This window comes from Tatumella sp. JGM91 (genome assembly GCF_018257575.1).
In the GTDB taxonomy this organism is placed as follows: domain Bacteria; phylum Pseudomonadota; class Gammaproteobacteria; order Enterobacterales; family Enterobacteriaceae; genus Tatumella; species Tatumella punctata.
The window spans coordinates 105,970-118,557 of record NZ_JAERJP010000002.1 but is presented as its reverse complement, the minus strand read 5'-3'; the positions used below and the strand labels follow the sequence as shown (position 1 = coordinate 118,557).

General features: G+C 50.2%; 13 protein-coding genes. 8 read left to right on the top strand and 5 right to left on the bottom strand.

The window, feature by feature from the left end; translation table 11 throughout:
• Positions 1-32: 32 nt before the first annotated feature.
• Positions 33-506 carry a hypothetical protein gene (locus tag JK198_RS02095; RefSeq protein ID WP_212708294.1) on the bottom strand — a complete coding sequence of 158 codons (474 nt, stop codon included), beginning with the start codon at positions 504-506 and terminating at the stop codon, positions 33-35.
• Between the two features lie 104 nt (positions 507-610).
• On the opposite strand from JK198_RS02095, the gene JK198_RS02090 reads away from it, so the two are divergent.
• The gene (locus JK198_RS02090) at positions 611-916 is read left to right on the top strand and encodes a helix-turn-helix transcriptional regulator (RefSeq protein ID WP_249213228.1); all 306 of its coding nucleotides are present in this window, start codon (positions 611-613) and stop codon (positions 914-916) included.
• Positions 917-1,147: 231 nt separating this feature from the next.
• Here the strand turns inward: JK198_RS02090 and JK198_RS02085 are convergent, their stop codons facing one another.
• Entirely contained in the window at positions 1,148-4,132 is a 2,985-nt protein-coding gene (locus tag JK198_RS02085) for a Tn3 family transposase (protein WP_021242989.1), read from the bottom strand.
• Positions 4,133-4,291: 159 nt separating this feature from the next.
• On the opposite strand from JK198_RS02085, the gene JK198_RS02080 reads away from it, so the two are divergent.
• From JK198_RS02080 to JK198_RS02065, 4 genes are all read left to right on the top strand, one after another.
• Positions 4,292-4,876, top strand: coding sequence for a recombinase family protein (locus tag JK198_RS02080; RefSeq protein WP_012695450.1), 585 nt, complete (start codon positions 4,292-4,294; stop codon positions 4,874-4,876).
• Positions 4,877-5,061: 185 nt separating this feature from the next.
• Positions 5,062-5,619 carry an OsmC family protein gene (locus JK198_RS02075; protein WP_000108589.1) on the top strand — a complete coding sequence of 186 codons (558 nt, stop codon included), beginning with the start codon at positions 5,062-5,064 and terminating at the stop codon, positions 5,617-5,619.
• Positions 5,620-5,760: 141 nt separating this feature from the next.
• On the top strand, positions 5,761-6,342 hold the full coding sequence (locus JK198_RS02070; protein ID WP_000210409.1) for a TetR/AcrR family transcriptional regulator: 582 nt from the start codon (positions 5,761-5,763) through the stop codon (positions 6,340-6,342).
• 4 nt (positions 6,343-6,346) lie between these two features.
• Positions 6,347-6,685, top strand: a complete 339-nt coding sequence (locus JK198_RS02065; RefSeq protein WP_000888080.1) for a carboxymuconolactone decarboxylase family protein — start codon at positions 6,347-6,349, stop codon at positions 6,683-6,685.
• A gap of 29 nt (positions 6,686-6,714) precedes the next feature.
• Here the strand turns inward: JK198_RS02065 and JK198_RS02060 are convergent, their stop codons facing one another.
• Positions 6,715-7,044 (bottom strand): thioredoxin family protein, encoded by a 330-nt coding sequence (locus tag JK198_RS02060; protein ID WP_002431133.1) that lies wholly within the window; start codon positions 7,042-7,044, stop codon positions 6,715-6,717.
• 213 nt (positions 7,045-7,257) lie between these two features.
• On the opposite strand from JK198_RS02060, the gene JK198_RS02055 reads away from it, so the two are divergent.
• The 3 genes from JK198_RS02055 to JK198_RS02045 all read left to right on the top strand — a co-directional run bounded on the left by JK198_RS02055 (position 7,258) and on the right by JK198_RS02045 (position 9,970).
• Entirely contained in the window at positions 7,258-8,364 is a 1,107-nt protein-coding gene (locus JK198_RS02055) for an alkene reductase (RefSeq protein WP_006687059.1), read from the top strand.
• A 65-nt stretch (positions 8,365-8,429) separates the two neighbouring features.
• Positions 8,430-9,131, top strand: coding sequence for a DsbA family oxidoreductase (locus JK198_RS02050; protein ID WP_001194072.1), 702 nt, complete (start codon positions 8,430-8,432; stop codon positions 9,129-9,131).
• A gap of 65 nt (positions 9,132-9,196) precedes the next feature.
• A complete protein-coding gene (locus JK198_RS02045) occupies positions 9,197-9,970 on the top strand; it encodes an SDR family oxidoreductase (RefSeq protein ID WP_004729618.1) in 774 nt (257 codons plus the stop codon).
• A gap of 185 nt (positions 9,971-10,155) precedes the next feature.
• Here JK198_RS02045 and JK198_RS02040 read toward each other — a convergent pair whose 3' ends face one another.
• Together JK198_RS02040 and JK198_RS02035 are read right to left on the bottom strand one after the other, a co-directional pair.
• The gene (locus tag JK198_RS02040) at positions 10,156-11,379 is read right to left on the bottom strand and encodes an aminotransferase class I/II-fold pyridoxal phosphate-dependent enzyme (RefSeq protein ID WP_212708296.1); all 1,224 of its coding nucleotides are present in this window, start codon (positions 11,377-11,379) and stop codon (positions 10,156-10,158) included.
• Between the two features lie 133 nt (positions 11,380-11,512).
• On the bottom strand, positions 11,513-12,382 hold the full coding sequence (locus JK198_RS02035) for a DMT family transporter (RefSeq protein ID WP_001567390.1): 870 nt from the start codon (positions 12,380-12,382) through the stop codon (positions 11,513-11,515).
• Positions 12,383-12,588: the final 206 nt, after the last annotated feature.

Sequence of the window (12,588 nt, the reverse complement as noted above, 5' to 3'; positions counted from 1 at the left end):
AAGGTTGCCAACTGTTTGGCACCCCTCTTGATCTACAGAGCTAACAGTTGGTTAATTGCTCGTAGCTTGCCATTCAACTGGTTAAACTTTTCTGCGGTCTCTTGTTGTAACCTCATTATTGAAAGCTTCTTATTCGGAATTTTTTCCAAGAATTCTTGATAGGCTTCTTGCTCGTAGTGGATCTGCATGAGTTCTTTTTCTAAACCTTGTTTTTCAGAAGTGAGCAATTGAGCCGCATCATAAGCCACATTAACTGGTAGATGACTCATTACCTCCAATGAAAATTGGTAACTAATGTTTTTAACGTTCCCACTAGCCTGTACAAGATCTTGGTGCTTAAGCTGATAGATACCACGATCAATCAGCCCCACAGCCTGTTTCTTAGAAAGCTGAAATTCAATAATTGCAATATTAATCAAGTCATTACGTAATATTTTATGATTGGTTAGCTGGTTTAAAATGTGAAGAAATTTTTTGCTGCTGCTGAACAAGATCCCTTGGTTCATATAAATCATAACTCATAGGTCTAAAACTTAGGATTGCTAAGTATACAGGAGTGAGAGAAACTTAGACAATCTATACATTCGAGACGCCAGATGATGAAAAAATTTTGCAGAATAATCCCTTCCCCGAACGACTCAAGCAGGCCAGAAAAAAAGCCGGTTTGTCCCAAAAGGATCTGGGGATCAAAGCCGGTATGGATGAGGGCTCGGCAAGCGGACGTATGAATCATTATGAAAAGGGGCGGCATATCCCTGATATGGATATGCTCAAGAAGCTTGCGAGTGAACTTGGCGTCCCGTTGAGTTACTTTTTTTGTGAAGATGAATTGAGTGCAGAACTTGTTTGTCTGTTTAATAATCTAGATGAACAGTCAAAGCTAAATCTGATTAGTAAACTACGTGAAACTATATAATTTCAGGAGAATTAATCAGGAACTACCATTCAGAGAACCACTTCAGAACAGCTAAATCGACTAGAAGTAATTTGGGAAAACTAAGTTTGTAGCATAATTGTGGGGCACAGGAATGTTATTAGAAGAAATAAAAGCTAGGTTGCTATCTGCAAATCGAACGGCGATAGATCTGCTTACTCAAGTTACTGACTTGTATTAGGGGTCCGCTTGGAAAACGGAAATTATCCCACGCTAAGACTGTTTTTTGTACAAAGCGGTATCGACTGTACGTAATGAGCGGTATTTTCCGGATCCCAGCTTAAGATTATTACGCCAGACGTAATCTCCACTCAGATTGATATGTTCCCAGCCCAGGGGAGAAAGATGAGAGACCAGTTGCTCATTTATCGGGATACCCTTTCGTTTTAGTGACTCAATAGCTCTTTCTATATATACCGTGTTCCACAACGTGATCGCTGCTGTCAGTAATGTCAGCCCGCTGGCGCGATAACTCTGATTCTCCAGCCCACGATCCCTTATTTCACCCAGACGGTGCAAAAAGACCGCTCGCGCAAGGGCATTACGGGCCTCACCCTTATTCAGCCCCGCCTGCACGCGTCGGCGCAGACCGGGATCACGGAACCAGTCCAGCATAAATAGTGTCCGTTCGATGCGGCCAATCTCTCTCAGCGCTTTGGCAAGTCCATTCTGTTTTGGGTAACTGGCTAACTTTTTCATCATCAGTGATGCGGTGACTGTCCCCTGCTTAATCGAGGTTGCCAGGCGCAATACCTCATCCCAGTGCGACTCAATGTCTTTGATATTCAGGCAGGTTGTTGATATGACAGACTGAAGCCCCGGATAGCGCTCGGCCTTTCCATGAATAAACAGCCGCTTGTCATGAAGATCACGGATCCTTGGCGCAAAAGCGAATCCCAGCAGGTGCATCAGGGCGAAAACATGTTCAGTGAAGCCTGCGGTATCGGTGTAATGCTCGGTAATTTCCAGATCGCTTTCATGGTACAGCAGGCCATCAAGCACGTGGGTTGAGTCGCGCACCCGGCTGATCACTTTGGCGTAGAACGGGCTGTATTGGTCTGAGATATGCGTATAAATCTGCACGCCCGGCTCCTGACCATATTTAAGATTGACCTGACCGGCATAACGTCCGTGACTGCCTACCCGAAAGTTCTGCCCGTCTGACGACGATGTTGTCCCGTCGCCCCAGAATGCGGCCAGAGGCCGCTCTTTCTGCGCGTTGACCAGCTCGGCCAGTGCCGCTGAATAAGTTTCATCCCTGATGTACCATGCCTGAATACCTTCGAGTGACGATCTTGTGGCCCCAGGGCAGGATTCCGCCATTTTTGTCAGCCCAAGGTTGATGCCGTCAGCCAGAATGGTGGTCAGCAACAGTCTTCCGTCTTTTGGTCTGACGTTATTATTTTTGAGGTGCGCGAAGTGACGCGTAAATCCCGTCCAGCTATCAACTTCTTCCAGTATCTCCGTAATTTTCGGATGGGGAAGCATGCCATAGACCAAATCTGCAAAGGGCGAAACACCTGAAGGAACGCTGTTCTCCAGTGGAGTGATTTTTACGCCTTTATCTGAGATATCTACATCGGGCAAATCACCGGCAAGCGCCATCGCGTTAACTTCTTCCAGCCGAGATGCAAGAAGAGTCATACGGGCCTGAAGGTATGCCTGGCTATCGGTCTGAACGGCCAACTGTAACTGGTCATTATGTCGGGATTTCTCAAACTCAGCAGTTGGGATGAGATAATCATCAAAATTTTTGTAGCGGCGCGATCCTTTTACCCAGATATCACCGGAACGTAATGCACCCTTGAGTTCATTCAGTACGCAAAACTCGTAGTACTTGCGGTCGATGCCTGAAGGCGTGAGCACCAGTTTTCGCCAGCTTTCAGGGATAAACCCTGTTGGCGCTGATGGCGGCACTTTACGAAGTTGTTTACGGTACATTTCCGTTATGGTGTCCAGCGCATCGCTGAGCGCCTGCGCCGCAGGTGTCGCCATGAACTGCAATGCTGACAGCATACGCGGGGCATATTTACGCAACGTACTGTATTTTTCGGTGATCAGATGAAGCGCGTCGAAATTGCCCTTACGGGAAAGAAACCGCGTTTCTTCCACGCTGTTGATGAATTCCTGCCAGGGAAGGACATCTTCTATTGCAGTCCAGGGATCTTCCCCGGATTCTCTGGCGTTAAGTAACGCCTGCCCGACGGTAACGTACTGCTTCAGCTTGCTCTGAATAAGCTTTCCCGTTTGCTGGAGCCGTTCGGCCTGCGTGCGTTTCGCCCTGCTGAACAGACTACCCAGGATACGCTCGTGCAGATCAATCACTTCGTCAGTCAGGGTGGCCCTGGCCTCTGTTATTATACAAACCAGCGTAGCGTAACGTCTGACATCGGTGAATTTTGCCAGGTCCCTGCTGCTCATTTTCCGGCCCTCACGCGCCAGTTTAAGCAACCTGTTCTGGTGAACGGAAAGTGCAATACCATCAGGCAACCCCAGCGCAGCGATGGAATTAAGCCGGTCGATATGTTGCAGCACATTTTTACCGTTTATTTTACCCGGAGGCTGTAGCAGCCATGCCAGACGGGAAGGTTGTTCACCCTCTGATATGAGCAGGCTGTCGAGTGCTGATTTATGCTGCTTTTCCAGTTGCGCGGTAAGTGTCGAAAATACCGATCTGTTAGCGAGCGTGACGACTTCGGCAAGCGTCCGTTCGATCACTTCAACAGAAGGGAAAATAACATTATTGTTATGTAGCCAGCTGAGCATTTCTTCCGCCAGCATAAATCCTTTGTCAGTTCGCATGGCATAGGGGTGCAGATGACGGATACAGTCTTTTTGCATTGACCGGCTGAACGGGGATAGTTCCAGGTAGCGATAAAGTTCGGTCAGATGTTCCCAGCGGGTTTGCTCTCTGGATGCATATTCCGGCCATAAATCAGGCTGAAGTTTCAGTCGGGAAGCAACCCTGGATACAACGCCATTGTGAGGAGCACTGCTTTTGTCCGGAATAAATCCAGGTCCACGCAGATAACAGAGTAATACAGCAAAGCCCAGGCGATTCGCTGGCCTTCGGTGCTTATTAATGAGCGCAATATCCGGTTCGTTCAGAAAACACATTCGGGTCAGAATAATTTCATCATCTGGTATAACCAGTAAGCGTTCCTGCTCTTCGCTGCTCAGTATCTGTCGCCGTGGCATAAATGCCTCCCTCGCGTATAGTTTTCATCTGTTATTTGTTCGCTGTGACCGAAACCGGTCGGTTTCGTACACCACTTACAGCACATGTCCGAAACTTAGTGAAATTAATTTCGGACACACGTTATAATTCGGACATCCATTTCGTACGGAAAGTTTCCCATGTCACGTGTTTTTGCCTACTGCAGGGTCTCAACTCTGGAACAGACCACAGAAAACCAGCGTCGTGAAATTGAAGCGGCGGGTTTTGCCATCAGATCCCAACGACTTATTGAGGAGCATATCAGTGGCTCGGTTGCTGCCAGCGAACGCCCCGGATTTATCCGGTTGCTAGATCGCATGGAAAATGGGGATGTACTGATTGTCACCAAACTTGACCGTCTGGGTCGTAATGCGATGGATATCCGAAAAACAGTAGAGCAACTGGCGGCTTTAGATATTCGCGTTCATTGTCTCGCACTCGGAGGCGTTGACTTGACCAGTCCGGCCGGAAAAATGACTATGCAGGTAATTTCTGCTGTAGCGGAGTTTGAGCGGGATTTGCTGCTTGAGCGAACGTATTCAGGTATTGCGAGGGCAAAAGCGGCTGGAAAACGCTTCGGTCGCCCCCCCATCCTGAGCGAGGAACAAAAGCAAACAGTGACAGAGCGCCTAAATGCTGGCATCAGTATCAGTGCTATTGCCCGGGAATTTAATACCACCCGCCAGACTATCCTTCGGGTAAAGGCTGGATTGCTGCAAGAGTGAGCGGCTGGGAAGATTATAAAAAAAATCAAATGGTTATTATGAAATAAAACAGCCTGCTGGGTTCTTTTCCCCCTATCTTTTATAAAAGAGTAGACAAAAGAGGTTCGCGATATTAATCTACCAACTAGATGGTTGGTACTGATTACACCAGCTATACCTTTTATCAAGAAATTACAGGAGCCATTATGTCTACTACCGTTAAACCTTCTGCAGACGCAGCTGCGATCCACAATACCCGTGAAGCAGTTCGCAGCCAGCCTGGCCTGGGTAACCTGACTTTCCAGATGAAAGCCCGTTCCAGCGGCGGATTAACCGTTCGCACAGAGACCGGCGCCACAATCCAGAACGGCGTTATCGATACCAGCCGTGTGGGGAAATTTTCTAATATCGGTGATGAACCCGCAGGTTTACTCGGCACCGATACCGGCATGAGCCCGACTGAATACATCATGCAGGCGCTGGCTGGCTGTTATACCGCCACCCTTACCATGATGGCTGCTGAAAAAGGGATCGACCTGGACGGTATCGAGCTGGATCTTAATTTCGATATCAACCTCAACGGCTTCCTTGGGCTGGACAGCAACGTGCGTAAAGGTGCGAAATCTATTCGCGTCGATGTTCACCTTACGAGCAAGACCGCCAGTCGCGAGGAGTTAGAAGCGCTGGTCAGCGAAATGCAAAAGAATTCGCCAATCCACGATACTCTGGCTAATCCGGTTGAAATGATTACACGCCTGGCGTGATGTCAGAGATGTAATGCTGCCATTCAGAATGCAGGATGGCAGTGACGTTCAGCTCTGCACGATACTGAGTCAGTGATACAACTTGCTACGGAAAAATAGCAACAATATAATCTATCAACTAGTAGATTATATGGAGTAATTATGACAACCATGACACGGGAACGGCTGCTCAGCGAAGCAGAACACCTGATGCGCGAAAAAGGGTATTCAGCATTCAGCTATGCTGATTTATCAAAAATAGTGGGTATCACCAAGGCCAGTATTCATCACCATTTCCCGACCAAAGATATTCTGGGTGAGCAGGTGGTAATACAGGCGTTCTCTGATACACAACGCGTATTTGAGCAGATAGAGGCGACTGAGAAAAGCGCGGAGAGAAGAATTGCGGCTTACATCGATATCTTCGCGCAAAGCCATAAAGCTTCGCTACTGCCACTGTGTTGTGCGTTGTCAGCAGAGACCGCCAATCTGCCTCAGGCAATTACTGTACAGACATCACTTTATTTCGATATGCAAATCGAGTGGCTCACAAAAGTCGTCAGGGCGGGCATGGAGTCAGGTGAGTTTTCATCCCATGCCGAACCATCAGATATTGCTTTGATGATCATTAATGTCTGTGAAGGCTCAAGCGTAGTGGCGCATGCAACGGCCAGACCCGAAGTCTTCGCCAACAGCCTTAAGTATATAAAACTGCTTCTTAATACCCCTCATTCAGGAGAATGACACTATGCTGGACTGGAACAACTATCGCTCAGAGTTAATGCAACGTTTAGGCGAGTTGGGCAAACTGACCCCCGAGACCATGAAAGGCGTGGTTGCCCTGGGCAACGCAGGTAACAAAACTGACCTTTTGGGCGCAAAAGTGCGTGAACTCATTGCCCTGGCGTGCGCAGTCACAACCCGCTGCGACGGCTGTATTGCTTTTCACGCCGACGCCGCTGTGAAAGCCGGTGCAACCGACGCTGAAATTGCTGAAGCGCTGGGCGTGGCGATTAACCTCAACGCTGGCGCGGCGGTCATTTATTCAGCCCGCACTCTGGATGCCGTCGGTCAGGCACGCGGTTAAGCATTAATAAATTCCACGTTAAAAGGGCATTACTGCCCTTTTTTTATGTCCGCAATAGCCTGAGCATATACCGATGCAGGTTTCACACCCGGTATGCGTTTAACTAATTGCCCTTCATGAAATATCAGCACAGACGGCAGCCCCCAGATCTCGTATTTGGTTGTCAGCACCGGCGCCTGATCTACATTGACTTTCCCCACCTGAATATCTCTATCGAGCCGGTCTGCAAACTGACTGAACATTTCTTCGCTGGCCTGACAGGGCGGACACCAGGGTGCAGAGAAACGTACCACCGATATTCCTTTGTACTGCTCTATCTGGCGGAAATTATCTTCGTTATAAGCTGTTAATGTACGCATGGTGATGACCTCGCAAAATGAGTGACAATTCAGAAATGGCTGCGTTATGACAAAAAAATACGACACACCCATTGACCTACCTACTAGATGGTTGATATATTGCCACCCATCAGATGTTTATGCAACTTCAGTGCGCGACGTCCAGTCGATGATACTGCCGGGCTGTGCAAATCCCTGCCGGGATACTCCTTTTTGTTTTTTGTGAGGTATACGATGAGTAAGCTTTTCACCCCCTACAATCTGTCTGGCCTGGCGTTAAAAAACCGTGTAGTCATGGCACCGATGACCCGCACCCGCACCATGAATGACGTGCCGGATGAGGTCGTGGCTTTGTACTATGCACAGCGTGCTTCTGCTGGCCTGCTCATCACCGAAGGGATGCCGGTTTCAGAAGAAGGCCGGGGTTACCTTTATACCCCTGGTATCTACAACGACGAACACGTCCAGGGCTGGCGTAAGGTGACACAAGCGGTTCACGCCAAAGGTGGCCGTATTTTCGCGCAGCTCTGGCACGTCGGCCGTATGTCTCACGTCTCTCTTCAGCCAGGCCACATAGCGCCGGTTTCAGCGGGCACCGTTCAGGCGGTCAATACCACCGTTTTTGCGCTGACCGAATCCGGAGAACCGGGCCCGGTTGTACCAAGCCAGCCACGCGCGCTGGAAACGCATGAAGTTAAACGCATCACTGCAGACTTCGTGCACTCCGCACGCCTGGCGATGGAAGCCGGCTTTGACGGCGTGGAAATCATGGCGGCAAACGGATTCATCTTTGACCAGTTCCTCAGTAGCGAACTGAACACCCGCACCGACGAATACGGCGGCTCGGTGGAAAATCGTCAGCGTTTCCTGCTGGAGACCATTGACGCCGTGGCGGAAGCCGTGGGTAACAGCCACGTTGCCGTGCGCCTGTCACCGTTCGGCCGCATTTATGACCTCGCGCCGTATGAAGGTGAAGAGCAAACCTGGTCAGCCATCACCGACGCGCTCGGTCAGCGGGAACTGGCCTACGTACACCTTTACTATCAGCCGGTGTACACCAAAGCGCCACTTCCGGAAGGCTTCCGCCGCCGTTTTCGCAACACGTTTAAAGGCACCATCATCGCTGCCGGCGGTTTTACCCGTGATATCGCAGAGCAGGCTCTGGAAGATGATGAGCTGGATCTGGTGGCATTTGGTGTGCCCTACATCGCTAACCCGGATCTGGTTGAAAGAATGCAAAACGGCTGGCCACTGGCAGAAAGTGACCGCGCCACCTACTACGGCGTCAGTGGTTCCCCGGAAAAAGGCTATACCGATTACCCGGTCTGGCAGGCGCAATAAATCCCATACGGTCGCGGTTCTCTGATAAGTGAGATCCGACCGCCCAACGTCTTTGAGGAATCATTATGCAAACGCTGAAACCCACCCTTACCATCGATATCTGGTCAGATTTGGTCTGCCCGTGGTGCTGGATTGCTAAAAAAAGATTTGAACAGGGTCTGAATCGCTTTGAATTTCGCGACCAGGTGGTGATCCGCCATCACAGCTACCGTCTGGCCGGTGGTACTCCCGCGATGCCTTTTAAGGATGCCATCGTTAAAAAGCTGGGCAGTCAGCATTCAGCGGAGCTGATGATGAATCAGGTGGGCACCGCCGGTAAATCTGAAGGTCTGATCTACAACTTCGACGGCATGATGTTTGGTGATACAGAAGATGCACACACCCTGCTGGTTGCCGCGCGTAAGGCCGGAATTGCGGACGCGGTGGAAGAACGTTTTTATCATGGCAGTATCACCGAAGGTCGCTCTCTCTTTGACCGTCAGCAGCTCGTTGCCATGGCCGTAGAAGCCGGTATGCCGAAAGCTGACGCTGAAGCCGCCCTGGAAAATGACGATTTTCGCGCCACCGTTTCCGACGATGAAGCCCACGCACAGTCTATTGGCCTCAGCGGCGTTCCGGTTTTTGTGATGAACGAAAAATATGCCATCAGCGGGGCTCAGGCAGCAGATAACTTTTTGAATGCCCTGCGTCAGGTCTGGGATGAACAGCAAACCGAATTTTCAGCCACTGCGGGTCAGACCTGCGGAACGGATGGCTGCAGTATTTAATCCGTCAACCGCCGGCAGTTTCACGCTGCCGGCAACGTCTTACCCACCAGTAATGGAGTCAGAAAATGAACACTTTTTTCAAAGGTAAAAAACTGCTCGTCGTCGGCGGTACCAGCGGCATGGGCCTGGCCGTGGCACGCATGGTACTGGAAGCGGGCGGCAGTGTCGTGCTGACCGGGAATAAAAAAGACAAAGCCGAAGCGGTGCAAAAAGAACTGAGCCCTCTGGGACCGGTTGCGGTCATCGCGGCGAACCTGATGACCGAAGAAGGTATGGAAACTATCCGTCAGGAAATTAATGCTCACCATCGCGATATCAGCCTGATGGTGAATGCCGCCGGTATCTTCATGCCCAAAGGATTTACCGAGCACAGCTTTGCCGATTATGACATGTATCTTTCGCTGAACCGAGCCACGTTCTTTATTACACAGGATGTCGTGAAGAACATGCTCGCCGCGAAGCTCGAAGGGTCTATCGTCAACGTCGGTTCGATTGGTGCTCAGGCTGCACTGGGTGACTCGCCGGCCTCGGCCTATTCAATGGCAAAAGCGGGTCTGCATGCCCTGACGCGTAATCTGGCGATTGAGCTGGCCAGCGCGGGTATTCGTGTCAACGCGGTGTCTCCCGGGATTGTTCATACGCCGATATACGAAGGCTTCATGGACAAAGCGGATATCGCAGATGCTATGAAGTCGCTGAACGATTTCCACCCGCTGGGACGCGTCGGAACTGCCGAAGATGTGGCAAACACTATTCTCTTCCTGTTGTCTGACAAAACCTCATGGGTGACGGGCGCTATCTGGGATGTCGATGCGGGCATCATGGCGGTCAGACGATAACCCCGTGACGCTGGCATAAGCCGCCCCTTAAGGGCGGCATTTTTTTGTCGCCAGACATGTCATCAGCAGGCTTCACTAAGAATATTCACGACCTGTTCATCCGTGCCTTTTGTGTTCCCGGCACAGGGTGTTATGCCGGGTTCTGACGACATCCTGACAGGACAAAACGGCCAGAGAGAAAGGGGTTATACACGATGAGGATCCGGTATCCGCAGTACCTGTGAAATTCTTTTCATCCCTGCTGTCAGCATACTCCGTGGGCAGGCCAGATTTAACCGGATATATCCGTCCCCATTGTCGACAAACAGCAAGCCCCCTTCAAGAAGGACCCCTGACTCCCGGGCAAAATACAGCGATAAATCCTCACCTGCGGTGTCGGGCAGGTAGCGGCTAATATCTATCCAGGCCAGATATGTCCCTTCGGGGATCGAGAACCTGGTTTCGGGTAAATAGTTTTTGAGATAGTCGTGCAGGTACTGGAAATTGCCGTCAATATATTCCCTCAGATGGACAAGCCAGTCATCACATTCACTCCACGCCGCTTTGTTTGCTGCCAGGCTCAGTGGAGAGATGAACTCGTCGTGTCTGAGACGCCACTCGCTTCTGACACCGGGATCCGGAATAATAATATTTGCCAACAAATTCCCGGCCAGATTGAATGTTTTACTCGAGGACATGCAGGTAATAATGCGTGTAGAATCAGGGAAAAGAGAGGCGGCCGGTGTATGACCGATACCGCTTCGGGACAGGTCGCAGTGAATTTCGTCAGATATCACCCAGATGTCATTGGCCAGGCAAATTTCAATAATCCGCTTAAGTTCATCAGGCCGCCAGACTCGTCCGGTCGGGTTATGCGGATTACACAGGAAAAGAATTTTCACACGTAAATCGGCCTGACTGGCTTTGCGTGCAAAGTCTTCCCAGTCAGGTTCCCAGCCGCCTGCTGATTTTTTTAACGCCGAGTACACCACGCGACGCTGACTGTATTCACCCGCCTTTTTAAACGGGCCATATGAAGGCGTCATAATAAGAATACTGTCATCCATGTCGGTCAGAAGCGGGACGAGACGGTTCAGCGCGGGAATAATGCCCGGAGACAGCACAATGTCTTCCGTTTTGAAACGGTGACCATATTGTCGCTCACACCAGCTGCCAAAGATCTCATAGTATTCTTCGTCGTAGATTTTAGTGTAGCCGAGTATTTTTCTATCCAGACGGTCTCTGATGGCCTGAAGAATCGGCTCTGGTGTGGCAAAAGCCATGTCAGCAACCCAGAGGTTGATTAGCCCTTCTGCCGGATACCGCATTGCAAATTCGGACTGTCCCGAAAACAGGTATTCCCGCCAGCCGTCCACGGTGAGACTGTCTGTTTTCTCTCTGCTTACGTACTCATCAAAATCATATTTCATTTCATAAACCTGCCTTAGGTGTAGTCAGAAACGTCGACCTCAGTATTACTGTCAGTCTGATGCCGGAGCGGGAAAACTGGCTCGTGTGATTAACATAAGAGAATCATCACAACTGCATGAATTAATTGCGTTATTAAGGTTCTCTCGCCTTTGTCATCGACTGACGGGGGGATTTCTCGCGTGTCACCATCACAATGCCAGTCAGCACCGCCAGGGCAGAAAATATCGTTCTGACCGTCAGTGATTCATCCAGGAATACCACACCCCCTAGCATTGCCAGACAGGGAACGCTGAGCTGAAGGGTACTGGCGGTGATAGAGCCGAGAGAGGGTAAAAGGGTATACCACAATACATATGCACCGGCTGAGGCGGCGGCACCGGACAGCAATGACAAAGCAATGCCCGCAGCATCATAGTGACCCTGCTTCATAAACAGCAACGAAAGAGCGAGAGCCATCGGCGTGGCGAGTACAAAATTTGCCGCCGTTGAAGCCCCGGCCGCCTGGCCCGCCCTCCCCCTGACGGAATAGGCGGCCCAGGCTAATCCGGCAACGATCATCATAAGTGCACTGTAAAGCGGCGGTGCCTTCGCCCCGGGTAACAGCAGGGCAGCAATTCCTGCCAGAGCAATAACTAAACCGCAAGCCCGCATAACGGAGAGTGATTCCCCTTTAAATAATCCGTGGATCACCATCGCAAACTGTACGGCACCAAAAAGTAACAGCGCACCTGCCCCGGTATCGAGATGGATATAGGCGACAGAGAAGAGCACTGCGTACACCATGAGGTAAAATCCGCTCAGCGGACGCCACAGCGATAATGTAGTTTTTGCGTGATAAAACAAGAAAGGTGACAGGACGAGTGCACCACTGGCCAGCCTGAGGCTGCTGAATGAAAGGGGATCAATGTGGCCTCCCTGCAGGGCCAGACGGCACAGAATAGAGTTTGCAGCAAATGCCAGCATTGCCAGGGATATTTTAAGAATGAGCGCGCAATTGGCCATTCAGTGAGACCTCATAAAATTCTTGTAAACTACCATCTAGTTGGTAGCATAGCGTAAGTGATCACCGAACAGGAAGCAATAATCAGCTTTCAAACTGGAAGGTGAGGACAGGCATTCGGAATGAATTCTGTTTCACATCCCCAGTAGAGGAAGGAAAACGCGTAATGCCAGATGCAGAGCAGAAGATTATTTTTCCCTGCGATCAA